A 23,437-nucleotide genomic window follows, 5' to 3' on the forward strand; every position below is an offset into this window, starting at 1 on the left:
TGTTCCATTCTTAACTGGCAATCGGAATATTAATACGAGTTAACCATTCCGATGGCGGTAGTTCTCTTGGATTATTTAAATACTCTTCTACCACTGGCGCATCAGCTAGTTCTAATTGCTTCTCTGGTAGCCATTGGTGATAAAGCCAGTGGTAGGCGGTTTCAAGCTCGCTGTATGGGCCTTTAAATTCAATCGAGACATATTTCTGTGGCGGTAGGGTTTCTGTTTCAAGAGGTGCTTGTACGGCGCGATCGACAGTTAAGCCGGCTTTCGAACGTAGCTTATCGGTAGCAACCGTTTCGGGATCATCGTAGTACAGGCCAAATGAACGATTTTGTGTACTATTGTTTTCGAGTAGACCCTGCCCTGCTGCATGCGTAAACAGCTGCTCAAAAGTATTACCGATTTGCTAATACCCAAGCTGCATGAAGATCCTCGATTTCAGCGTGAGATAAAACGCGTTTAGGCAAGGCATTGATTGAAGATAATGGTTATTCCCTTGTCAAAATCAATAACGCAGCATAAGCGCGTTTTAGCCACGCCCTTCGGGAGCTTCTCAGGACTTCCACTACTGCGTTGTGTTATTTTGAAAGGTGCCTACATTCCTTCAACAACACGCCTTGTATTGAAAGCCCTGAGATAGCTCTGAAACAGGTATCTTCAAGTAGCTTGGGTATAAATCACCTTGGTGGGGTAAATAGGCTAAGGTGATTTCTTCTAGTTGGGTAAACGTTACATCAAACATGGTGGTATATTCCTTGGCTAAAAATTGAGGTTTTTGTAAAGCCGTTAAGCGAGGTTTAGCTTGGCGGTATGCTTCAGGTGTTAGTGAATATTGTTGCTGAAAAGCGCGAATAAACGCGGTAGCACCTGAATATTGATAACGCTTAGCAATCAATTAAATGGCTTGGTTGGTGCGCAATAAGTCGGACTTTGCATGATGTAAGCGTAAACGGCGAATATAGTCTTCTCGCTCAGGTCTTATGGTTCATTGTCGGCGCTTACTCGCCCCAATCACATAATTGAGCATATGCTCATGGGGTCTCGACGCTTGACGGTTTCACCTAACATGCCACGATATAAACGATGGAAGTGATAAGGTGAAAAACAAGCGATATCCGCTAACTGATTTATATCTAACGGCTGGGTAAGATTTTGCCAAATATAGTCGACTACCCTACTTAACCTATTTTGATAATTAACCCGAGTTTTTGCTTTTTTCATGTTTCGTTCCTAATTATTGCAAACAGCAGGCATGTCTGCCTGTTGACCTCATCTATTTAGCCCTAATTTGGATATACAATGTTTGCGCTTTTTAATATTTGTACCTTGTTATGTACTATTGGCTTTAAATATTCATTAGCCAATAAGCTTAACCGCGAACGTTGTTGTGTACTATTGTTTATATATTTTGTTTTAAACAAGCTCGCCGATCACTAATAAATATTATTAAAATAACGCGCAGTAAAATTGCGTTTTTCGAGTATTATTAAATTGAATAAACGTAAACTTTAACGATTGATAACTAAGCCGTTACATGGAAAAACAAGATTTAAGCCATTACCCTGCCCTTAATGTGTTGATAATAGATGATCACACGCTGGTGCATAGCACCATAAAGCGAACCTTGTTTGACTTGGGGATCACCAATACTTTTTGTGCTTCTAATGCATTTTATGCGCTGCGACTTTGTGAAGAATATAAGTTCCATATCGTGATTTGCTCATTTAATGTCAATAGCGATAAAGACGGCTTTCATTTACTTGAAGAGTTAAAGTTTAAAGGTTATGTCAGCAAACGAACCGTTTTAATTTTTTTAAGTGCTGATACTGAAGAGGCGTTAGTGAATAGCGTGGCTGAATTACAGCCTGATGATTTTTGGGCTAAGCCACTTAACCACCATCAAATTGAAACGCGTTTAGCCTATACCTTAGATATTAAAAAAACCTTATATAACGTTTATCAAGCAGTCGATGACAAGGAATACAGCAAAGTTGTTTATTTTGTTGAACGGCATTTGCTCAATAATAAATTAAAAAAATATTTTCCTCATTTGTTACGCATGAAAGGCGAAGCGTTATTAGCTTTGCGAGAATTTGAAGATGCCGAGGCTTTTTACCGAGAATTGTTAGAAACGAATAAGCAATCTTGGGTGCATTTAGGCTTTGTTCGCGCGTTAATCAAGCAAGACAAAATAGAAGAAATTGAAGATCTGTTATTAACCTTACAAGAGCGAATCGATACTCGCTTTGCGACTTATGATCTGCTAGCGCAATATCATATCGAACACCAAGCATATGAGCAGGCTTATGACGAAATAAAAAAAGCCTCTGCCTTATCCCCGCGTAACATTGAACGCCATAAAAAATTATGGGATCTGGCGCGTTTAACGCAAGATTTTGAAGGGCAGTTTGTTGCGACCCGTAATATGGCTAAGTACGCGAAAAACTCCATTCATGAATCGCCAGAAATGTATTTGCATGTTATTCGATCAGGCATTGATTTTGCGTCAACCTTAAGCGATGGTCAGTCAACTAAGGTGATCCAGCAAGTTGAAAAATCGATCACCGATCTTGAAAAAAGTGGTTTTGAATTAAAAAGTATCAAAGAACAAATGCAAGTGATTCAAGCACGTTTGCATAATGTAAAAGAGCAACGTCGCTTAGCAGAGCGCTTAGTAGATACGCATGTCAGCTTACAAGTTAACCCTTCGTTAGAAGATAACTTAGATAAAGTAAAAGTTTTTCACGAATTAGGCCGCCGTGAAGAAGCCATGATTTTGCTGGATGCGGTGCAAAATCAAGTCACTTCTGATTGTTTAACCGGTCAAGTTGTCAGCAAATACGTTGAGCATGAAGTTGAGCAACGGGGCGAAGTGCATTTTACTGCGAAGCAGCTTAATAATATGGCGTTTCAGTTTTTCCAGCGTAACCGCTTTGACTCTGCATTAAAGTCGTTAAGTCAGGCGTTACAAATTACCCCAAAAAGTGCGCGCGTGATGCTGAGTATGCTGAAAGTACTAGTGGCAATTAATCGTCAAGAAGGGTTGGATGTTGAACAAAAGCAGCTAGCAGAAGAATTAGTTGAGATCCTAAGCCAAGCAGAGTTGAACGAAAAGCAACAGCAATCTTACCAAGCTTTGGCTGACGAGTTAGTTGTTAAACTTGGGGTTAAAGCCTAAATATTGTATAGCCTTCTCGCTCAGGTCTTATGGTTCATTGTCAGCGCTTACTCGCCCCAATCACATAGTAGAGCATATGCTCATGGGGTCTCGAAGCTTGACGGCTTCCCCTAAAACCTGATCGCTTTGACTATAGCTGATTTTTTAACTTATAACCCCTTTCCTAAAGTGCAATTTCTAGCTAAATGCTTAACTTGGGTTGAGTAGTTTATCGGCTCCCAATTGTGCTAAGTGAGGTCGCGTTGCGATTTTTTCTATATAGCGATTGAGATTGGGATAATTTTGTAATTGCTTGTCATTGCGCAAATAAGCTAAATTTTGCCAAGCGAATATATCAAGTAAGCTAAACTTGTCCTGATACCAATAATCCTTATTGATTAAATGAGCCTCCATGGCAGCCAGTTTGCTGGGGATTTTAGCTTCTAACTTGGCTCTTACTTTTTCACATTCTCCCAAAACTTTTAAGCCAATAATGCCGCCACTTAATTGATCTAGGCTGCTTGAAAAATAGAATAGCCATTGCATGAATTCAGGATCAACTTCATTAATTAACTCAGTTCCGTGTAGGCGACATAAATATAAGCTAATAGCACCGGCTTCGAATAAGGTTTGCCCATCGTCAGTGACCAAGGTCGGAATAAGGCTATAAGGGTTGATGGCTTTAAAAGCCTCTTGTCTATGTTCGCCTTGCCGAGCGTTTAATTGAATGACATCCAGTGTTATATCTAATTCAGCGGCTAGCCAGCGTATTTTCAGTGAGCGGTCAAAATGAAATAAGTGATAAAGCTGCATAGTCTTGTTCCTTTGCTGATAATGTTAAGTAACCGATTGGTGTAAAATAACCTTGTTTTTATCTTGATGCAAGTAAAAAGTAACCGGTTGGTGTAATATATTGTCTTGACGACTAAAAAGTAGAGTAGTGCAGTTGGCTAGAAATAAAGAATATGAGCGTAAAACCGTTATTAAACAATCGTTTAATGTGTTTATTAGCAAAGGCTATGAATCGACTTCGCTAACGGATTTAACCACGGCAACGGGATTAAACAAAAAAAGTTTGTATAACGAGTTTGGTAACAAGCAAGCGTTGTTTTTAGTGGTATTAGACGATTTTATTCAGCAAGAATTTAATAATACGCGGCCGTTGTTAATGGCGGAGCCTTTAAGTATTGCTAACATTCAGGCATTTTTTAGTTATTTATTTGAGCATTTTGCTAATAGTGGTTGCTTAATGACCTTAAGTTTAAACGAGGCATCTTGTATACCTCAGGAGGCATTAATGCTTATCAATAAATCGTTATCTGCGTTAGAGCAGGCTTTTAGTCGCAATATTATGGCCGATCTGAACCTAGATCAGCATGAAGCCAATCTATTAGCGCGTAATCTTTTAGCGCTTATGCAAGGTTATACTAGTTTAAGCCGTTCAGAGCCATTTAGAGCGCGTAATTTTGAGGCGATTAACCAGTTTTTAAAAAGTCTTAAAAAATGGCCTGTAGGACTTGTTTAAGCGATTATAAAAAGGACGAACAACATGCAGCTAATTTCAACTAAAGCGATTTCACCCTTTAACCAAAAGCATTGTGCCTTTACTGACTTAACCTGCTATGCGGGACGCTATTTTGTTTGTTATCGCCAAGCCGCTAACCATGTGAGCAAAGATGGTGAAATTATTATTCAGGTTTCTGACGATTTAGTGGTTTGGCAAACAGCCAGTGTGGTGCGAGCGGTTAATACCGACTTGCGTGACCCTAAACTGAGTATCGACGGCCAAGGCCGCTTGATATTGCTGTACTACCGAAAACAGTTTGCCGAAGATGGTCGCAATATTTATAACTTACCGGCAGTGCGCTTTTCAAGTGATGGTTTGAGTTGGTCAAGCGAGAGGCAACTTTGCGATAACAATTGGTGGTTGTGGCGTTTAAGTTATCATCCAACTAAGAAAAATTTTGCGCTAGGTGTGGCGTATAAACGCGCTGAAAATCGCGTCAAGCTATACGCAGGCGATCCATTACGCCAATTTGAGTGTATCGAGCCCGATTTATTTAGCCAAGACCGATATGGCAAAGGCTATCCGAATGAAAGTGATATTCAGTTCTTAGCGGACGGCACCGCTCTGTGTCTTTTACGCCGCGATGCCGATACAGGATCGGTGCAGCTAGGTACTGCATCAGCACCTTATAAAAAATGGCAATGGTTAGATTTAGGTTATTACCTTGGTGGGCCGACTTTACTGCAATTACAAGATGGCCGTCTGATTGTTGGCGCGCGAATTTGGTCTAAAAAAGGCGGACCTAAAACGGCTTTGTTTGAGCTTAAGCTGACAAAAAACAATTTAGCTGAATATTTTGCATCTTTAGATTTGTTGCTCGTTTTACCTTCTGCTGGTGATAATAGTTACCCTAGCTTGTTAGAAAGGCAAGGGCATTTATATGTGTCTTATTACTCGCAGCATTTATCGCTGCAATGCCGTGTTTACATTAGCAAAATAAAACTATGAACCATCATCAATTATTGACCGCTTAGTGCCTCGTCGCATGTGACTTATCATTTGCCTTGAGTCGTTACTGATAGGTTACAAATACCATTAACCTAGCTTGCTCGTGGCGTTTGTTTTGTGATGAGCGTAATTTATCTGATTTAATCAAAGAGAGGCGGATATGTTAAATATGGATTTTAGCCAGCGAGTGGTGATCAATACGCATTTATCACCTTGGCTTGATAGCCCAATGTCGGGCGTACAACGTAAACCGTTAGCACGTGAAGAGGCTGAGCGCGGACACGCAACAAGTATTGTGCGTTATCAAGCCGGTTCTCGTTTTCGGCGTCATGAACATCCGTTAGGTGAAGAAATTTTAGTGCTTGATGGTGTCTTTTCTGATGAGTTTGGTGATTTTCCAGCTGGGACCTATTTTCGCAATCCACCGGGTAGCAGCCATGCGCCTTTTAGTGAACAAGGTTGTACGCTATTAGTTAAGTTACATCAATTTTTCTCTGGCGATAGTACACAATTACGTATCGATACCCACAATAGCCCGTGGTTGCCAGGCCAAGGAAGACTGCAAGTTATGCCGTTGCATCAATATGCTAATGAAAACGGTGCTGAGCAGGTGGCTTTAGTTAAGTGGCCAGCCGGAGAACGTTTTAAAGCGCGTCAGCATTTTGCGGGTGAAGAGATTTACGTTATTAGCGGTGAGTTTATCGATGAATTGGGTCGATATCCTGCGGGAACTTGGCTGCGCAGTCCTCATGGCAGTCAGCATTGTCCCTATGTTGAGCAAGATACCATTATTTGGGTAAAGACCGGCCATTTACCAATTAAGTAATGGCTATTTTTCTACTTACTAGAGCGATATAGTCAAAGCGATCAGGTTTTAGGGGCAGGTTTCTAGTTCCAGACGAAACCTAAGTACCTACATCCATGTAGGCAAAGCCGTCAAAGCTACCGCGTCCTGCTCTCGCCCCTTACCAGCATCCATGCAGGCAAGCTTCGAGACCCCATGAGCATATGCTCTATTATGTGATTGGGGCTGCCTAAAGGGATTTAGGTAGTAGGACGACGCAGGAGCCAAAGTCGAGAGTAAGCGCTGACAATGAACCATAAAGCCTGAGCGAGAAGACTATGATAGCCATTTATTCAGCGCTTGTAATAACTTTTCACTATCAAGCGGTTTGGATAGGTAGTCGTTCATACCGGCAGCAAAACACTTTTCATCGTCGCCGATCATCGCGTTAGCGGTTAAGGCAATGATTGGAATATGTTGATAGCCACTGTTGTTTAACGCTCGGATCCGCTCTGTGGTTGCATAACCATCGAGTACTGGCATTTGACAGTCCATTAAGATTAAATCGAATTGCAAAGCATTGGCTGCTAGCGTGTCTAAAGCTTGTTGACCATTCTCGGCGATAGTGACTTGATAACCTAGATTATCTAACATAGCTTTGGCGACTTGTTGGTTAATGAAGTTATCTTCAACTAATAATAGGTGGTGACGATTAGTTTGCTCTGTTTTTTGTTGAGTGCTAGTAGATTGCTCATCTGCCGTTGTTGGCTCTTGGTTAGCCCACTGTTGCAGTAAGTTATACACGGCGGAAGGGCGGAAGGGTTTGGTTAAATAGCAACAATAACCTTGTGCTTGGCAATCTTGCGATAATTCAGCATTGATAATATTGTTCAGCATGACAGATGCGGTTTCACTTTGGCTTGCTTGGATTAGCGCGTCGTCATTTTGTTTATTAATTTGATAGTCAATAAAGGCTAGATCGAACGATTTATTGGTTTGGCTTAACCATTCGGTCGCTTGTTGAACTTGGTCAGTAACTTGGCTGGTAATACCATATCGTGCCAGCAAGTCGCTTAAAATGTTATTACTAGTCTTGTTGTTATCAACAATTAAGGCATGGCCACTAAATTGTGCTTTAGATTGAGCTTTGCTTTGAGTGGCTGAACTTTCCACTTCGATAGCCAGTTGTACCGTCATGGTTGTGCCAACACCTTCCTGACTTTGTACACTGATGTCGCCACCCAGTAATTGGCTTAATTGCTTGGAAATAGCCAAGCCAAGTCCAGTGCCACCGTATTTACGTGTTGTGGATGTATCAACCTGAGTAAACTTATCAAATAAATCAGCTTGTTTGTGTTTTGCAATTCCTATTCCGCTGTCTTGCACCTGTATGGTTAATTGATTGCCCTTGCTAATACTGATGTGAACTAATATTTCCCCTTCATGGGTGAATTTAATCGCATTACTCACTAGGTTAGATAATATTTGGCGTATGCGGCTTGGGTCAGTCTTGATTCGATTTGGGACGTCAGCATCAATTTGATAGTGTAAATTTAACTGTTTGAGTTGAGCTTTGATGCTTAACGTATCGCAGACACTAGCAATCAATTCTTCAATATCAAAACTAATCTGTTCTATTTCTAATTTACCGGCTTCAATTTTAGAGAAGTCTAAAATGTCATTTAGTAAGCTAAGTAACGAATGACCGCTTGACTCTAACAAGGATGCATAATGGCGTTGTTGTTCATCTAAATCAGACTTGAGCAGAAGTTCACACATACCAATTATACCGTTCATTGGCGTGCGAATTTCGTGGCTCATGTTGGCTAAGAATTCGCTTTTGGCACGGTTAGCCGCTTTGGCTTTTTCTTCGGCTTTTTTAAGTTTGGTTATATCTTGAAACGCGCCAGTTAAACTGACTGGCTTACCGTTTTCATAAATGGGTTTACCTGTGGCTCGCACCCATATACGTGTACCGTCGGCTTGGATGAAGGGCAGTTGTAAGTCCCAAGAAGAATTTTGCGCTATGCTTTCTTGCACCGCTTGGCTGATGGTGTCTCTGGCTTCTGGTGCATAAAAATTGATGGCTTGTTCTACGTTAGGTTGGTAGTCAGGCGACACGCCATGAATACGATAAACTTCTTCACTCCAAAATAACTCATTGGTTTCTAGGTTTAGCTCCCAGCCGCCAAGTTGCGCCATATTGCCGGTTGCTTGCAGTAATTGGCTAATGCGTTTTTGTTCTTGTTCTAATTTTTTTATGTCACTGAGATCGCGCCCAACCCCGACAAAACCAAATACCTTACCGGCACTGTCATATAAGGCGGCGATACTTAACATAACAGGAAAGCGTCGGCCGCTTTTACTAATATAAGTCCACTCGCTTTCATCGATAAGGCCGCGTCGCGCTTTGGCAACTAGGGTTTCAAACCCAGGTTTGATATTACAACCTAATTCGAAAGACAGTGCTTGGCTGCGCAGAATGACTTCTTTTTTGTCATGTACCGCTAACGGACTGGGGCTACCTAATACTTCATCTGGGGTATATTCCAGTAGGCGTTCAGCGGTTTTGTTGTAGGATAAAACCTTACCCGTTGTATCGGTCGACACTATGGTGAGATTGGCGCTGTTTAAAATCGCGGTTTGCATGGCGGAAAAGCGTTTAATACGCTCTTCGGCTTGCTTTTGTTGAGTAATATCATACTCAATAGCCATAAAGCCAGTTAACGCATTTTGCTCAAATACGGGTTGGCAGTCTATTTTAATCCAATAAGGGTTGCCATTTTTGTGGTAATTGATGATTTCAACGGTAAATGCCTGCTTGGCGCTTAACGCGTCAGTCATTTGTTGTATTGTGTCTTGGTCACTGTCTGGACCTTGTAAAAAATCCTTGGGTTTTTGGCCAATCACTTCATATAAGTGATAACCACTTATCCGTGTAAACCCTTGGTTCACCCAAGTGATCTTGCCGGTTTGATCGGTAATAACGACGGCATTGTCTGTCGCTTCAACAACCCGAGCGAGTTTAGCGTTTTCTTCTACTGTGGCTTCTAGTGCTTGTTCAGCTAAGTAGCGTTCTGTTAAGTCGTAATTAACGCCGATGACCTTAACCGCTTTGTTATCACTGCCGCGCACAATTTTAGCGAAGGTCTTAATATATTTGGTATTGCCGACAGGGGTAATGACCCTAAATTCACCATTGAATACGTCAAGGTTAGCCATGGCGTACTGGAAGTTTTTTTCTAACAAGCCTAAATCGTCTGGGTGAACTAGGCGTCGCCAATTATCATAAGTACAGTTAAAGTCGAGTGGATCAACCTCATATAGCGGGTACATTAAGCGATCCCAAGCAAGGTTGTCTGTAATGAGATCGTATTTCCAAATACCAATGGCTGCCGATTCAGAGGCAATTGCGTATTCTTGAGTTATGGCTATTAATTGTTGTTCGGTAGCGATGCGATCACTTATATCTTCTACACACAATAATATGCGTTGGCTATGAGTTCGGCTAAATCCAACTTGAACTTGGAGTTCCACTCCATCTGCGCGCTTGGCGGCGTAATAGATGCCACGACTAATAGGGATGCTTGTGCCTTTTTTATCTAGCTGCGCGCTGTAAAAACGAATGCTGAATTCTGAATCTGCTGCAAATAGGCAACTAATGGCTTGACCGGCGAGTGGCTTGTTTTCATAGCCAAAAATGCGATTTGCTTCGCGGTTGCTGCTTATGATGATATCTGAACCATCCGATGCGACCTCAAGAAATCCACAAGGCGCATTCATTAAGCTGTTGTCCATTTCCTTTGTATCGCAATGGATGAGGCTGATATTTGAAACAAGCCAGTGAGTTGAGTCGATGGGTGACAGATCAAATTGTAGAGCGCAATTAAGTTGTTCTAATTGCGCTTTAAATTGTGACGATTCATCAGCGAGTTCAAAATAAGGTTGCCAAGAAAACTGTTTTAAAGTTTCATTAGTTTGGCTTGATACACAGGTCAATAATTGCTGATAGGCTTGGTTTTCATCGATCACTTCATTAAGCCGGTTAATCACGATTGCAGGCTGCACAAGGGCATTAATGAAGTTTGAAAAGCTCAGCATAGTTTGAGTATCTGTCGTTGTTTAATTAGTGTTGCCTAGTTATAGTCTTCTCGCTCAGGTCTTATGGTTCATTGTCGGCGCTTACTCGCCCCAATCACATAGTAGAGCATATGCTCATGGGGTCTCGAAGCTTGACAGCTTCCCCTAAAACCTGATCGCTTTGACTATAGATAAGCTTAATGCTATTTTCAGCTATTAGCCACGTACGCCTGTGCTTATCTTTTGTTGCGGGCAAGTACGGGCAAGTCCTGAAAGTTTAACACTAACAATTGGTTATATTAAAACTTTGTATCTCATGTATATGAGCGGCTTGTTGAGCTAACATGACCAGCCTGTCAATGCCTAAGGCAACGCCTGCACATTGAGGTATTCCAGTTTTAAGGGCGGCTAATAAGTATTCGTCTATGGGTTTGGTTGCTAAGCCGTGCTCTTGGCGCAATTGATTATCATGTTCAAAGCGGCGTCTTTGTTCGTTAGCATCGGTTAATTCATCAAAGCCGTTGGCTAATTCAATTCCTTTAAAGTACACCTCAAACCGTTCTGCTACTCTTGAGTCCTGTGCTGACAACTTGGCTAAAGCGGCTTGGCTAGCTGGAAATTGATAAATAAAACAAGGCTGCTGTTGACCAATTTGCGGTTCAATATACTGATTAAATATATATTGCAGTAGCGTGTCATATTCGTTTGCTTGGTCTTGATACAGGGTTGTGAGGTCCGCTTCATTGTTATCCACTAAAAAGTGCTTTAAGCGAGCAAGGTCGCCATCAAGTGGATCAAGTTGCGTAAACTGCATAAATGCCTGTTGATAGGTTAGGTAATCTGCGCTTGGGCAGTTGAGTATTTGTTGCAAAAGGTGATCGACTTCGTGCATTAGTTGTTTGGCGTCAAACCCAACGCGGTACCACTCTAGCAGGGTAAACTCTGGGTTGTGGTGCCGACCAGCCTCGTCATTGCGAAACGCTTTACAGATTTGATAAATACAGCCGCTACCAGCTGCGAGTAAGCGCTTCATCGCGTATTCTGGCGAGGTTTGTAAGTACAAGGTTTTACCTTGGTGACAACCTGGGCCATAGAATTGACTTTGCATATTTTCGAGGTGCAAGTCGGTTACACCACTACTAGCGAGCAATGGGGTTTCAACTTCTAACACATCACGTTCCGCGAAAAATTTGCGGATCTGAGCTAGGGTATTGGCGCGTTGTTTTAAAGCGCTAATTGACGCGGATGGTTGCCATGCCATGGGGGAATCCTTTTCGGGTCCGTGAACATTTATAGTCTTCTCGCTCAGGTCTTATGGTTCATTGTCGGCGCTTACTCTCGACTTTGCTTACATGGATGTAAGTACTTAGGTTTCGTCTGGAACAGGAAACCTGTGGCTCCTGCGTCGTCCTACTACCTAAATCCACTTTCTTCCATTAAGAGCGGCAGCCCCAATCACATAGTAGAGCATATGCTCATGGGGTCTCGAAGCTTGACAGCTTTGCCTACATGGATGTAGGTACTTAGGTTTCGTCTGGAACCAGAAACCTGCCCCTAAAACCTGATCGCTTTGACTATAGGCTTACGAACTTGATGTGGTGAAAATGTCGAAATAAATTTCGACCGACAAATCAATCTAAAGCTTACTTTTCTATTAAATAGGATTAAACGATACAATCAAAAAAGGGATGTTTTACCATCCCTTTTTAGTATATAAATAGGTTTATGCTGTTTGTTCTTGAGTCGGTAAATTACTTACTCGCTCGACCTACATATTCGCCAGTACGAGTGTCAACTTTAACCACTTCGCCAATTTGAACAAATAATGGTACGCGGATCACTGCGCCTGTGACTAATGTCGCTGGTTTACCACCTGTGCCGGCCGTATCGCCTTTAAGGCCAGGATCCGTTTCAGTAATTTCTAACTCTACAAAATTAGGCGGAGTGACAACAATTGGGTTACCGTCCCATAATGTAATGGTACAAACATCTTGTTCGACTAACCATTTAACCGCATCACCAACTGCTTTTTCGTCAGCGGCAATTTGCTCAAAGGTATCGTTGTTCATAAAGTGCCAAAACTCACCATCGTTATAAAGATACGCAAGGTCGTGATCCATGACATCTGCGCCTTCAACTGATTCGCCAGATTTAAAGGTTTTTTCTAAAACTTTACCTGAAATCAATTTACGAATTTTTACGCGGTTAAACGCTTGGCCTTTACCTGGTTTTACGTATTCGTTTTCTAGGATGGAACAAGGCTCGCCGTCAAGCATGATTTTAAGGCCGCCTTTGAATTCATTTGTGCTATAGTTCGCCATAACTTTCTCTGATCAATTCACTTGCAAATATAATCCCGCAATTCTAAACCAAAATGACCATTTTTGAAGCGTGTTGGCAAAAAGAACTAGCGAATTCTTTTACAGATCCAATAAAACTGCTCGATTTTTTACATATTTCAACTGAAAACGTGGCTGATGACGCCGCAGCTCGCAAATTATTTCCGTTACGCGTGCCGCGTCCTTTTGCGGAAAAAATGCAAAAAGGCAATGTTAACGACCCGTTATTGAAACAAGTTATGACTTCAGCACAGGAATTTAGCCCAGCATTAGGTTATAGCGACGATCCTTTGCAAGAGCATGACGGCGTGATCCCCGGCTTGCTGCATAAGTATAAAAGTCGAGTATTGATGATAGTGAAAGGAGGGTGTGCCGTAAATTGCCGCTATTGTTTTCGTCGGCATTTTCCGTATCAAGATAACCCTGGCAATTTGGCTAATTGGCGTAAGGCTGCAGATTATGTTGCTAAGCGGCCAGAGATCAACGAAGTTATTCTGAGTGGCGGCGACCCTTTAATGGCCAAAGATGAACAATTACAGCAATTGTTTGCTTTATTTGAGTCAATTAGTCATGTGAAGCGGATACGCATTCATACAAGGCTTCCGGTTGTTTTGCCGCAACGTATCAGCAATGGTTTAGTGGCATTATTAACCTCTAGTAATAAGAAAGTCATTGTGGTTAATCACATTAATCATCCTCAAGAAATTGATAGGCTTTTTGTCCAAGCCATGGACAAGTTGCAGCACGCTAATATTACCTTGCTTAATCAAGCCGTGTTACTGAAAGGGGTTAATGATACAGTCGAGTTGCAAGTGGCGTTGAGCGAGGCCTTATTTGCAGCAGGTATACTGCCCTACTATTTACATTTATTTGATAGAGTGACTGGGGCTGCGCACTTTGAGGTAGATGATAATATCGCCCAACAAATCTATCAGGGCATGTTAGCTGAATTACCCGGTTTTTTAATGCCTAAATGGACAAGAGAAGTGCCTGAACGTAGTAGTAAAACGCCAATCCACTATAAAAACATTTAAATATAGGTAAGACTATAAGAACAAAACCTCTACAGGGTAGAGGTTTAGATTTAAAATAAGTTTGAGGGTGCCGAGACCATTTTCCCTAACCCGGTCTGGCATACCAAGTTAAACCTTGATATTGATGTTGTTCCCAATAGCTGGATCAGCGGGCTGTGAGGGGGGGACATCTGCCGACTTCAAGAGCTCCAATGATGCTTGTCCTTCAGCTTCTTGTTGATCTTTTGCCAGTTTTGCCGAACGCAATTCAGCGCTTGACGTATCTGGACCACCTACAGGGTTCGAACTTGCAGAACCTATTTGCATGAGTTACTCCAAAGTTTGATTTATTTATCAATTACTAGCGTAATTGCTAACTAAGCCATGTACATCAGTTAAGGTTAACGAGAGTTTTTACCCTCAATCAGCTTATCGACCGTAAACTAAAAGACTTTAGGAAAAAAATTAAATAAAATTAAGAGTATTGAGTGACAAGCCCAAAAGAGATTTTTTATGGAGCAAGTAGTTGAAGCCTTTAGGCAAAATTTAAAATTAGCACGTGAAACCGCACAGCAATCAGATGATATTTTGCAGCAGTTATCTGAACAGGGTATGGGCAAGTTTAGTGCAATTTTCCCAACAGAAGCGGGTTTTAAAACCCAAGCCAATCGTATTATGCCGTATGTGGAAGAGGTCGCTGAATTATTTTACGACTTAACAGGCAATGGCACGCGCAATGATTTTACCGGCGACGATTTAGCGAAATTAGCGTCTATGCTTAAACATATATTTGCTGTGCAACAGCAGCTCGCTGCCAATACGTTGGTAGCGCCGCCACAGTCAGAGCAGCACTAAATCGACAATATATAGTCAAAGCGATCAGGTTTTAGGGGAAGCCGTCAAGCTTCGAGACCCCATGAGCATATGCTCTACTATGTGATTGGGGCGAGTAAGCGCTGACAATGAACCATAAGACCTGAGCGAGAAGACTATATTGAATTCAGCGTATTGAGTTTTAGCCTTGATTGAATTTTGCAAAATCAATTAAGGCTTTTTCCATTGCCACGGCGCGCTCTAAGTTAAATAACCCTGCCGCTTTTGCCTCTTTAGTCGTAATTTGACCGCGAATGGTTGCTAAATACAGACGAACCGCCTCTGTGTTAGCTTGTAGCCAAATATCCTCTTCTGTTGAAAATTCACCGCTGTTTTGTGGAATACCATTAAGCTTAACAGGATCAAAAAACCAGTTGGAATAAGGGCGATACCCTCCTTTTAATTGCAAATCCCCTTTCTCGCCAACGAATGTAATGTCGTACAGCATTGATGGTTCATGGCTACGGTAAAAACTGATATCGAGCTGCACTCGCTCTGTGGTAAATACCGCTGTAATATGGTTATGGTCCGGCATTTGGTAGGCCATTTTCAGATCAAATGCGCCAAACAGGTGACTTATATAAGCAAATGGATGGACAACTATATCGGTAAACCAATCTTTAAAAGCTTTTTCGCCAGGTAAATCAAAACTGGATTTCATTATGATGCTTTTAACTCGCCCGAGTTGCCCTGAGCGAATAATATCAGTGCACTGTTGTACGCTACGCAGGTGAGGAAAAGCGTAGTTGACATAACATCTAGCAAAGGATTGAAAATCAATCGCGTCGCTATCTACGCTCGATAAACTGACAGGCTTTTCACACCATATGGCTTTTTGTGGAAAGTGCTGAATAATATCTAAATGGGTGTCGGCTGGACTGGCGATTATAAGTAAATCAGCATCGTCTAACGCATGCAGATCGGTCGAGGCTAGGGGAATATTTTCTAGCTTGGCAATTTTCTGACACTTTTGCAGGTTTTTTCCAACTAAAACAGCAATATCTAAATCGTTTTTTGCAAATGTACCTATATGGATCCGCCCCCAATTGGAGCCTATTAAGCCTACTTTCATCTATTATCCTCAATTGTTGCCGTGTGGTGCTTCTATTATGTGTTATAGGTAAAAGTATAGACGGGGATCAGTTAGCTGGTATAAAAATTAGTTTCCAGTTGGTTATGGCTGAACAATAGAAAAGAAAAAGCCCTGAATTCAGGGCTTTAAGTGATACTGGTTTTAAAGAGATGGGGTTAGCCGAATAGCTTACCTAGCTTTTTCTTTAATTTATCTTCGACTTTGTTTTTTAGCTTATCCTTATGCTTGTCGATAACTTTGCTTTTTAACAATTCGTCAAGTTTACCGTCAGTGTCATCAAGCAGTTGACTGAGTTCGGCTAGCTCATTCGCTTCTTGTTGGTTTAGATTTAGGCTATCAGCGGCTTGTTGCTGCAGTTTTGACTGTAAGCTGGACTTAAAATCATCCAATTTCGCGGCAACCTGTTGTTTGGCGGCATCTTTTAATAGCGAGTCTAGTTTTGATCTGACACTGAAGTTAGGGTCATTTATTTCACCTGTAACCGTTACTAGTAAATCGAGAGGCGACAATCCCTTAATGGTATTCAACACCGCTCTATTTAGGCTTGAATCTGCCGATCCCGAATATTGCGCATTACCAATATCTAACTTGGCGACACTGGTAATTTGACTGTTAGTGAGATTGAAATCTCCTGTCCCTTGCAGATCAGCACTGTCGAGTGACAGTTGCAGTGAATCACTGTTAGCTAAAGACAGTTTATCGAGTTTTAATTGGGTTAGTTGCCATTGCCCATCACTGGTTATTACGCCATTTTCTGATATTCGAGCTTTACCTTCGCCATTTAATTGGCCACTGCCTAACATGTTGCTGCTTAGTAATGTCCATTGCGTTGGCAAGTTTCTGAACCAATGTTCAGACGTGAGCTCATTTATGCTTAAGTCGAACTCACCTTGCGGACTAATAATATTAATTTTGGCAGACTTAACTAACCAAGAGGGCAGAGGATTACGTTCAGTGAAATGGACAAAGCGGCCCATTGCGTTGGTATTGAGCTTTTCTTCTTTAGTTGATGATTGACTTAGTAGCGGCTTAACTCGACGGTAAATATCTGTTGCTGTGTTGTAATGCTCGCGCGCTTTTGCGCCAAATAATAAGTGGGCAACATCGCCCCCGTCTAATTCATCTAGCTGGTAGGTTTGTTCAATATATTGCCAGTCAGCTTTGGGTGCGGTTTTTAATTCGCTTACGGCTTGGCTTATATTGCTTTTACTTGTGGCGAGTTGTTCTTTTGCGGCTTTTATCGCTGCCTTATCTTGTTTAAATTGCTGTTTAAGCTTCTCAAAGTCTTGTTTAAGTTGCTCAACATCTTCAAGCGATTTAACTTTGCTATCACCGAGTTTTTTCAACTCTTGTTCATAGTACTTTAGGGTGTCTTGATTTGGGATATCTGATTTTAAATCTTGATACTTTTGCTTTTCAGCGGCATAAACGCTTTTTAAGTTATCAGCCGCTTTGGGGGTTTTTAGATTAGGATCGTTAAGTACAGTATCTGTACTTGGAAGCTCGATATCCATTCCTGTTAGTGATGCATCGTCTTGGGCGCTAGTTTGCTCATTGGCTTCAGGTTTAGCTATCTCTGATTTGTTGAATACTTCACCTGGTGTATTACGGTGACTGCCGAGCGCCAGTTGATTGATACTGAGTTGTTCAATAATTGTTTTGCCAAACAGATATTGCCAAAAGTCGATACCGGCACTGGCTTGTTGAAATGCCACTAAATTTTGCGTGGGTTGCTCAGGATCGGTAGCTTGAAAGCCTATAATATCCAGATTAAAAGGCGACCATTGAACATCAACTTGTTCAACATTAACCTCGGCTCCCAAATACCAGCCTAAGCCTTTTTCAATACTGAATTTAATTAGCATACCGGCAAAAACATACAGGAATAAACCAATAAAAATAAAGGTGGTGGCAAACCCTGCTAAACCTTGCCAACGTAAAATGGATTTTTTAACCGGCTGTGAGGCGGTTGTTTGTTGGTTATTAGACATAATTACCTTAGCCTCCTGTTACCGTTTGATAAATTTGATAAAACTTCGACGATTTCAGCCATTGAACAACCTTAAACTTTTCAATGAAGGCTTTGATATGGACTCGGTAACGAATAACGATTTGTTGGCTCGCTAACATGCAGGGCACAAACAGTATTAAGCCTACCAGTAGAGAGCCTAATGTTAACGTATGATGCAAGTGAGCTAATTTATAGATATTAAATTGATAAAGACTGGTCCATAACCCTTGCAAGCTAGGTGCGGTTAATAAGGCTTCTCCTAAGCTAATAGAGATAGGGGCTAACAACAGGCCAACAGCAGAAAAAACGGTGGCAGATAAGAAAAATGCACTGAGATTAATGCGTATCAAAAAGGCGAGTAATAAAAAAAGTAAGTTGTGTAGACTGAGTAAAGGAGTTATTCCTACACAAAGACCAAGCGCGATCGCTGCCGCGATTTGTCTTGGTGAACTCTCTGAATTGAGAGCATGCAGTAATTTTGCGAGCAGGGTGAGCATAGAGATCCTAGCTAAATAAATTTGAGTTTAAGTTTATTGGAAATTGACGTTTACTACTCAACACGCCGACCATTATCTATCTGCTTTAATATACCATCGACAAAATACAAGTGCTTGAAATATCCACCTTTTGTTGTTTTATATTGCCATAAGCTTTTACGACCTTTAGGCCAATAATCTTGTCGAAAGTTTTTCTTCAGTTGAGTTTTATATTGTGGCGCACCGCAAATTTGCTTAATTTGCGCGCTTGTCATGCCGGTTTTGGCAAAGTGTTTGCCACATTTAAAGCTGGCGCTATGTACTTGTGAACCATACAAAAAACAAATAATAAGCGTTGTGTGAGTAGTAAAACGTCGAACAAATCCTTTGTTCATGGTAAATCCTTTATTTGAGGTAACGCTTCATTGTTTTGCTAAAACGTCTTGAATCGCTACCTGTATTGGCTAAATCTAGTTAGTTTGCGCTAACAAAATACGTTTGTTTTGCGCAAGTAAAGCTGTCATTTTCTTCGATTGCGCCAAGAAGTTAGCCTTCTCATTTTTGTCGATAGGCACGGCTTTTGGTAGTTTAACTGTCTTCGGATTACGGTGCACGCCGTCAACTAAAAACTCATAATGTAGATGCGGGCCAGTAACACGCCCCGTGGCACCCACGGTACCAATTTTCTGATTTTGCCGAACTTTGGCGCCGGTTTTTACGTAGCGACGATGTAAGTGTAAATACTTGGTTGTGTATTTTTCACCGTGCTGAATAAAAACATAATTACCGTTTAATTTACTGTAACCGGAACGGATGACTTTACCATCACCGGCAGCTACAACAGGCGTGCCGGTTCGCGCTGCATAATCAATGCCTCGATGTGGACGAACTTTGCCCGTAACTGGATGAAGGCGGCGAGGGTTAAAGCTTGAACTTATGTATTTAAAATTAACCGGAGCGCGTAAAAAAGCTTTACGCATACTACGTCCTTCTGGGGTGTAGTAATTGCCGTCTGAATGTAACACGGCAGCGTAAGATTGATTTTGATTAATAAATTCAGCGGCTAATATCTCACCTGGACCAATATATTCACCGTCGACATAACGTTTTTCAAATACCACATTAAAGCTGTCGTCTTTACGAATATCCAATGCGAAGTCGATATCCCAACCAAAAATATTGGCCAAATTCATAATTTGCGTTTCTGTTAAACCGGCGTCGACTCCAGCATTCCAGAAACTGCTAGATATAGAGGCAAATGAAAAGGCTTCGCTTGTTTCCACTTGTTTGGTTAATTTTCGGCCTTTAAACCCTGTTTCAGTGGCGGTGACAATGAGGGTGTCGATAGCAGATTCTGCATAGGCAAGTTCCGCTAATTCGTTGTTGTTGTCGAATGTGATAATTATCTCATCACCGGGTTTGAGCTGCTTAATAATTTGTTTAGCCGTATTATTTTTACTGACTTCGAGTAGGGTTTTAGCTGGAATTTTATGGCGCTCAAATATTTTAGCTAGGCTGTCATTCTTTTTAACGTCAGCGGTAACAACTCTTTGTTCTTGTTCTACTAAGGTTTGCGGGCTAACTGGCTGTGAGTTGTTATTTGCTATGGTTTGTTGGCTAACTAAACTAGGGGCGATATAGGCCGCTGATGGCTTATTCTCGGCCGCCAGAGTTGATATTGCCGGGTTTTCGGTAAGATCGAGATCAAGCGGTAACGCTATCCGTTCGCCGGGACGTAAAGACCCTAAGTTATTGATTTCAATACCTGAATCGTCATCAGTATGTCGGGAAGCGGAGGCATCATCCGAAGGGAAAAAGCTGGCAAGCAAAATAATGCCAGTTATTGCGCCAATTGAGATCTGATGAGTACGAGGAAATTGATGCCAAATATGTAACATTTACCAGTCGAAATTAACCATGAACAATGCGCCGAGCATATAACGAATTGCCATTGTTTTCTACCTGTCAGATACTGATTATGGCGTTAAAGTCGCTTAATTTCGCTTTTTTGATTGATTGACGCTGAGATTACCGGTTTTTGTAAACTTTTCTCTACAAAAAACGTGATTTTTCGAGACAGAATGCGAGTTTTACTTTCAATGCTAACGCGGCATGATTACAATCTGCGCACGCAAAAATCCTGATGGGATCCGGGGGCAAGTGTACTGCCCGTAAAAAAGAACTATAGAGAATTATCAATGACAGATATTCAGGCTGCACTGGCAGAAATTAAACGTGGTGCTGAAGAAGTACTTGTTGAAGAAGAGCTAATTGAAAAACTAAAAGAAGGTCGACCATTACGCATAAAAGCTGGTTTTGATCCAACAGCGCCTGATCTGCATTTAGGGCACACGGTACTTATCAATAAGTTGCGTGCTTTTCAGCAACTCGGTCATGAAGTTATTTTCTTGATTGGCGACTTTACTGGCTTGATCGGCGATCCGACAGGTAAAAATGTCACTCGTAAGCCGTTAACCAAAGAGCAAGTATTAGCAAACGCAGAAACATACAAAGAGCAAGTATTTAAAGTTTTAGATCCTGCTAAAACTCGAGTTGAGTTTAACTCAAAGTGGATGGAGCAATTGGGTTCGGCTGGCATGATCAAATTAGCAGCTCGCCAAACAGTTGCGCGTATGCTTGAGCGCGATGACTTTAAAAAACGTTATGCCAACGGCCAATCTATTGCGATTCATGAGTTTTTATATCCACTGGTTCAAGGTTGGGATTCAGTTGCATTAGAATCAGATGTTGAGCTTGGCGGTACCGACCAAAAATTCAACCTATTAATGGGTCGTGAGCTACAAAAAGAAGAAGGTCAAAAGCCACAAACTGTATTGATGATGCCATTGTTGGAAGGTTTAGACGGCGTACAAAAAATGTCTAAGTCATTAAACAACTATATTGGTATTACTGATGCGCCCAACGATATGTTTGGTAAAGTGATGTCGATTAGTGATGAGTTAATGTGGCGTTATTTTGATTTATTGAGCTTCCGTCCTTTAGATGAAATTGCCGGCTTAAAACAAAAAGTGGCTGATGGTGCTAACCCTCGTGATATTAAAATTGAGTTAGCTAAAGAGTTGATTGCTCGTTTTCACTCAGATGACGCAGCTGAAGGTGCACATCAAGACTTTATTCAACGTTTTCAAAAAAATGCGATCCCTGATGATTTACCTGAAGTGACAATTGCTGGCGGTGATGACTTAGCAATTGGCAATTTATTGAAAGAAGCAGGCTTAGTGGCTAGTACGTCAGAAGCGATGCGCATGATCAAACAAGGTGCAGTTAAAATAGACGGCGAAAAAGTGACAGATAATAAGTTAACTGTGGCTAGCGGTACAACGGCTGTTTATCAAGTCGGTAAACGTAAATTCGCTAAAGTGACTAGCTAGTAACTAGTACTGTTTCCAGAAAGAAATGATCAGTTGAAATCACGATGTAAGCTAGAAAAAATGAACCAATGTAGGTCGAAATTTATTTCGACAATAGCAGCGGAGCTGCTAAAGGCTTAGTTTCCATCGACAACAATGCCCTAAGGTTTCAACCTTTGTCGAGGCAAGCCTCGACCTACAAGAGGGATTTCAATACGCGTGTTAATAATAAAAAACCGATGTGACATCACATCGGTTTTTTTGTTGGTTAAAGTCTGGTTTATCTTACTAATTCGGCTTTAAATTGAGCGAGTTTAGCTTGGACTTTTTTCTGGTTTTTAGGGCCCATGCGGATCAGCAGTTTTTGAATAGGGGCTAAGCTTTCTAAAGCCGGATCGGAAAATTGATACATGGCGGATGGCGCAATGAGGCGAATATCCCCTTCTACCACTGGTGCATCCAGCGCTTGGTCTATAGCCGCTAGTAACGTATCGTCAAAGTCTTTGCCATTGTAGCCAATTTCTTCATAGGCTTCTGATAACAAAGGTTTTGCTAAATCAAAAAGTGCCATGCTAGCCGATACGGGTAAATTGTCGATTAGGTTGGCCAAATCGTTGTAGCGGCTATAGCTACTTTCTTCTAGCGTGAAATAGTGCTCGTTACCGGTTTGCATGGCTTTTACTACAATACCTGTGCTAGGTGCTTTTACAGGACTATATTGATGAGCTAAATCACCGCGCGAGGCATTATCAACAAAAACGACAAACTTTCGCACTAAATCATTATTAACCAAATCGTCATGAGCCAACACTTCATTTTGGCTGGTTAAAGAGGCTATTTGGTTTTGCATCCAACCACTGCTTTGTTCTAGTTCAGGAATACTCGGTTCTTCTGGTTCTGGGGCAACAACTGGCTCAGGTTCATCGACAATGACTGGCTCGGGGTCAGCGATCTCTACAGGTTCTGGCTCAGGTTCTGGGGCTGTGTTTATTGGCTCGGGTTCAACCGCAGGAGTTGGCATTGCCACTTGTTCGGGTTTGGTTTGATTGACTTCGGGAGTTTCATCCGAAGGCCATAACGCGTAAAGACTTATGCTTGAGACAACAACAATGCCTGCCAATATGGCTGGCACTAAACTGGAAGATGTGGGTTCGGCCATAATTAATTCCTAATGTTCTAAAAACGATTCAATTTAATATAGCCTTCTCGCTCAGGTCTTATGGTTCATTGTCAGCGCTTACTCTCGACTTTGGCTCCTGCGTCGTCCTACTACCTAAATCCCTTTAGGCAGCCCCAATCACATAGTAGAGCATATGCTCATGGGGTCTCGAAGCTTGACGGCTTCCCCTAAAACCTGATCGCTTTGACTATAGATATTTCTATTGATAGCTCAATAATCACTTAATTAAACTTAGATATCGCCATTCGGGTTAAAGTTCCCGTTATGCGATATTTATTTTAAAATTTTATCTTTAATATCTGAGACTTATAATAAACATACGTGTATAACTATAGCTTGAAAAAAGTGCTTCGTGTTGATTTTTTGAACGGTTTTTAGCTCATTATGCGTTATCTATATAGCGATACATTTTCCTATAATAAAATGTTTATAAAAATGTAAAATAATTGTTGAATCCCTTGCTGTTAGTCAGCAATATGCTATTCATGATCTGGTAGTTTCTGCTAAATAATGATTGTTTTGCACAACAAAATTTGCGAAAC

21 protein-coding genes are annotated in these 23,437 nt (G+C 41.4%); 7 read left to right on the top strand and 14 right to left on the bottom strand.

Going from position 1 to position 23,437, the window contains the following annotated elements; genetic code table 11:
* Nucleotides 1-10 precede the first annotated feature (10 nt).
* The 3 genes from C2869_RS23110 to C2869_RS04840 form a co-directional block, all read right to left on the bottom strand.
* Nucleotides 11-406: an AraC family transcriptional regulator gene (locus C2869_RS23110; protein ID WP_108601878.1), complete on the bottom strand. Its 396-nt coding sequence runs from the start codon at nt 404-406 to the stop codon at nt 11-13.
* A gap of 201 nt (nt 407-607) precedes the next feature.
* Nucleotides 608-898: a helix-turn-helix domain-containing protein gene (locus C2869_RS04835; protein ID WP_108601879.1), complete on the bottom strand. Its 291-nt coding sequence runs from the start codon at nt 896-898 to the stop codon at nt 608-610.
* A 116-nt stretch (nt 899-1,014) separates the two neighbouring features.
* Nucleotides 1,015-1,224: an AraC family transcriptional regulator gene (locus C2869_RS04840; RefSeq protein WP_108601880.1), complete on the bottom strand. Its 210-nt coding sequence runs from the start codon at nt 1,222-1,224 to the stop codon at nt 1,015-1,017.
* A 313-nt stretch (nt 1,225-1,537) separates the two neighbouring features.
* Here C2869_RS04840 and C2869_RS04845 point away from each other — a divergent pair, with 313 nt between their 5' ends.
* The gene (locus C2869_RS04845) at nt 1,538-3,181 is read left to right on the top strand and encodes a response regulator (RefSeq protein ID WP_108601881.1); all 1,644 of its coding nucleotides are present in this window, start codon (nt 1,538-1,540) and stop codon (nt 3,179-3,181) included.
* A 189-nt stretch (nt 3,182-3,370) separates the two neighbouring features.
* On the opposite strand, the gene C2869_RS04850 is transcribed toward C2869_RS04845, so the two are convergent.
* The gene (locus C2869_RS04850; RefSeq protein WP_108601882.1) at nt 3,371-3,973 is read right to left on the bottom strand and encodes a glutathione S-transferase family protein; all 603 of its coding nucleotides are present in this window, start codon (nt 3,971-3,973) and stop codon (nt 3,371-3,373) included.
* Nucleotides 3,974-4,106: 133 nt separating this feature from the next.
* On the opposite strand from C2869_RS04850, the gene C2869_RS04855 reads away from it, so the two are divergent.
* The 3 genes from C2869_RS04855 to C2869_RS04865 all read left to right on the top strand — a co-directional run bounded on the left by C2869_RS04855 (nt 4,107) and on the right by C2869_RS04865 (nt 6,501).
* Nucleotides 4,107-4,685 carry a TetR/AcrR family transcriptional regulator gene (locus tag C2869_RS04855; protein ID WP_159084041.1) on the top strand — a complete coding sequence of 193 codons (579 nt, stop codon included), beginning with the start codon at nt 4,107-4,109 and terminating at the stop codon, nt 4,683-4,685.
* Nucleotides 4,686-4,709: 24 nt separating this feature from the next.
* The gene (locus C2869_RS04860; RefSeq protein WP_108601884.1) at nt 4,710-5,675 is read left to right on the top strand and encodes a hypothetical protein; all 966 of its coding nucleotides are present in this window, start codon (nt 4,710-4,712) and stop codon (nt 5,673-5,675) included.
* Between the two features lie 160 nt (nt 5,676-5,835).
* Nucleotides 5,836-6,501, top strand: coding sequence for a cupin domain-containing protein (locus C2869_RS04865; RefSeq protein WP_108601885.1), 666 nt, complete (start codon nt 5,836-5,838; stop codon nt 6,499-6,501).
* Nucleotides 6,502-6,795: 294 nt separating this feature from the next.
* Here the strand turns inward: C2869_RS04865 and C2869_RS04870 are convergent, their stop codons facing one another.
* The 3 genes from C2869_RS04870 to efp all read right to left on the bottom strand — a co-directional run bounded on the left by C2869_RS04870 (nt 6,796) and on the right by efp (nt 12,860).
* Nucleotides 6,796-10,512 carry a PAS domain S-box protein gene (locus C2869_RS04870; RefSeq protein ID WP_159084042.1) on the bottom strand — a complete coding sequence of 1,239 codons (3,717 nt, stop codon included), beginning with the start codon at nt 10,510-10,512 and terminating at the stop codon, nt 6,796-6,798.
* Nucleotides 10,513-10,822: 310 nt separating this feature from the next.
* Complete coding sequence (gene epmA / locus C2869_RS04875) at nt 10,823-11,800, bottom strand: elongation factor P--(R)-beta-lysine ligase (RefSeq protein ID WP_108601887.1); 978 nt, start codon at nt 11,798-11,800, stop codon at nt 10,823-10,825.
* A gap of 490 nt (nt 11,801-12,290) precedes the next feature.
* A complete protein-coding gene (efp, locus tag C2869_RS04880; RefSeq protein ID WP_108601888.1) occupies nt 12,291-12,860 on the bottom strand; it encodes an elongation factor P in 570 nt (189 codons plus the stop codon).
* 53 nt (nt 12,861-12,913) lie between these two features.
* Here efp and epmB point away from each other — a divergent pair, with 53 nt between their 5' ends.
* Nucleotides 12,914-13,912, top strand: coding sequence for an EF-P beta-lysylation protein EpmB (gene epmB / locus C2869_RS04885; protein ID WP_108601889.1), 999 nt, complete (start codon nt 12,914-12,916; stop codon nt 13,910-13,912).
* 108 nt (nt 13,913-14,020) lie between these two features.
* Here epmB and C2869_RS04890 read toward each other — a convergent pair whose 3' ends face one another.
* Complete coding sequence (locus C2869_RS04890) at nt 14,021-14,218, bottom strand: hypothetical protein (protein WP_108601890.1); 198 nt, start codon at nt 14,216-14,218, stop codon at nt 14,021-14,023.
* Between the two features lie 186 nt (nt 14,219-14,404).
* Between C2869_RS04890 and C2869_RS04895 the strand changes: the two genes are divergently transcribed.
* Nucleotides 14,405-14,746 carry a hypothetical protein gene (locus C2869_RS04895; RefSeq protein ID WP_108601891.1) on the top strand — a complete coding sequence of 114 codons (342 nt, stop codon included), beginning with the start codon at nt 14,405-14,407 and terminating at the stop codon, nt 14,744-14,746.
* A 160-nt stretch (nt 14,747-14,906) separates the two neighbouring features.
* On the opposite strand, the gene C2869_RS04900 is transcribed toward C2869_RS04895, so the two are convergent.
* The 5 genes from C2869_RS04900 to C2869_RS04920 form a co-directional block, all read right to left on the bottom strand.
* Nucleotides 14,907-15,836 carry a Gfo/Idh/MocA family protein gene (locus C2869_RS04900; RefSeq protein WP_108601892.1) on the bottom strand — a complete coding sequence of 310 codons (930 nt, stop codon included), beginning with the start codon at nt 15,834-15,836 and terminating at the stop codon, nt 14,907-14,909.
* A gap of 176 nt (nt 15,837-16,012) precedes the next feature.
* Complete coding sequence (locus C2869_RS04905; protein ID WP_108601893.1) at nt 16,013-17,848, bottom strand: TIGR03545 family protein; 1,836 nt, start codon at nt 17,846-17,848, stop codon at nt 16,013-16,015.
* 7 nt (nt 17,849-17,855) lie between these two features.
* Nucleotides 17,856-18,365, bottom strand: coding sequence for a TIGR03546 family protein (locus C2869_RS04910; RefSeq protein ID WP_108601894.1), 510 nt, complete (start codon nt 18,363-18,365; stop codon nt 17,856-17,858).
* Nucleotides 18,366-18,418: 53 nt separating this feature from the next.
* A complete protein-coding gene (locus C2869_RS04915; protein WP_108601895.1) occupies nt 18,419-18,739 on the bottom strand; it encodes a DUF2845 domain-containing protein in 321 nt (106 codons plus the stop codon).
* Nucleotides 18,740-18,814: 75 nt separating this feature from the next.
* On the bottom strand, nt 18,815-20,242 hold the full coding sequence (locus tag C2869_RS04920; protein WP_108601896.1) for a peptidoglycan DD-metalloendopeptidase family protein: 1,428 nt from the start codon (nt 20,240-20,242) through the stop codon (nt 18,815-18,817).
* 300 nt (nt 20,243-20,542) lie between these two features.
* On the opposite strand from C2869_RS04920, the gene tyrS reads away from it, so the two are divergent.
* Nucleotides 20,543-21,736 carry a tyrosine--tRNA ligase gene (gene tyrS / locus C2869_RS04925; protein WP_108601897.1) on the top strand — a complete coding sequence of 398 codons (1,194 nt, stop codon included), beginning with the start codon at nt 20,543-20,545 and terminating at the stop codon, nt 21,734-21,736.
* A gap of 259 nt (nt 21,737-21,995) precedes the next feature.
* Here the strand turns inward: tyrS and C2869_RS04930 are convergent, their stop codons facing one another.
* Nucleotides 21,996-22,874 carry a DUF3014 domain-containing protein gene (locus C2869_RS04930; protein WP_108601898.1) on the bottom strand — a complete coding sequence of 293 codons (879 nt, stop codon included), beginning with the start codon at nt 22,872-22,874 and terminating at the stop codon, nt 21,996-21,998.
* Nucleotides 22,875-23,437 lie beyond the last annotated feature (563 nt).

The sequence above is a fragment of the Saccharobesus litoralis genome (assembly GCF_003063625.1).
Lineage (GTDB): Bacteria > Pseudomonadota > Gammaproteobacteria > Enterobacterales > Alteromonadaceae > Saccharobesus > Saccharobesus litoralis.

Excerpts from the sequence above, each read along its gene's own strand:
- C2869_RS04860 (WP_108601884.1), top strand. The coding sequence starts at position 4,710 with ATGCAGCTAATTTCAACTAAAGCGATTTCACCCTTTAACCAAAAGCAT.
- C2869_RS04840 (WP_108601880.1), bottom strand. The coding sequence starts at position 1,224 with ATGAAAAAAGCAAAAACTCGGGTTAATTATCAAAATAGGTTAAGTAGG.
- epmB (WP_108601889.1), top strand. The coding sequence starts at position 12,914 with ATGACCATTTTTGAAGCGTGTTGGCAAAAAGAACTAGCGAATTCTTTT.
- C2869_RS04865 (WP_108601885.1), top strand. The coding sequence starts at position 5,836 with ATGTTAAATATGGATTTTAGCCAGCGAGTGGTGATCAATACGCATTTA.
- C2869_RS04905 (WP_108601893.1), bottom strand. The coding sequence starts at position 17,848 with ATGTCTAATAACCAACAAACAACCGCCTCACAGCCGGTTAAAAAATCC.
- epmA (WP_108601887.1), bottom strand. The coding sequence starts at position 11,800 with ATGGCATGGCAACCATCCGCGTCAATTAGCGCTTTAAAACAACGCGCC.
- C2869_RS04845 (WP_108601881.1), top strand. The coding sequence starts at position 1,538 with ATGGAAAAACAAGATTTAAGCCATTACCCTGCCCTTAATGTGTTGATA.
- C2869_RS04850 (WP_108601882.1), bottom strand. The coding sequence starts at position 3,973 with ATGCAGCTTTATCACTTATTTCATTTTGACCGCTCACTGAAAATACGC.
- tyrS (WP_108601897.1), top strand. The coding sequence starts at position 20,543 with ATGACAGATATTCAGGCTGCACTGGCAGAAATTAAACGTGGTGCTGAA.
- C2869_RS04915 (WP_108601895.1), bottom strand. The coding sequence starts at position 18,739 with ATGAACAAAGGATTTGTTCGACGTTTTACTACTCACACAACGCTTATT.
- C2869_RS04910 (WP_108601894.1), bottom strand. The coding sequence starts at position 18,365 with ATGCTCACCCTGCTCGCAAAATTACTGCATGCTCTCAATTCAGAGAGT.
- C2869_RS04890 (WP_108601890.1), bottom strand. The coding sequence starts at position 14,218 with ATGCAAATAGGTTCTGCAAGTTCGAACCCTGTAGGTGGTCCAGATACG.
- C2869_RS04900 (WP_108601892.1), bottom strand. The coding sequence starts at position 15,836 with ATGAAAGTAGGCTTAATAGGCTCCAATTGGGGGCGGATCCATATAGGT.
- C2869_RS04895 (WP_108601891.1), top strand. The coding sequence starts at position 14,405 with ATGGAGCAAGTAGTTGAAGCCTTTAGGCAAAATTTAAAATTAGCACGT.
- C2869_RS04920 (WP_108601896.1), bottom strand. The coding sequence starts at position 20,242 with ATGTTACATATTTGGCATCAATTTCCTCGTACTCATCAGATCTCAATT.
- C2869_RS04930 (WP_108601898.1), bottom strand. The coding sequence starts at position 22,874 with ATGGCCGAACCCACATCTTCCAGTTTAGTGCCAGCCATATTGGCAGGC.
- efp (WP_108601888.1), bottom strand. The coding sequence starts at position 12,860 with ATGGCGAACTATAGCACAAATGAATTCAAAGGCGGCCTTAAAATCATG.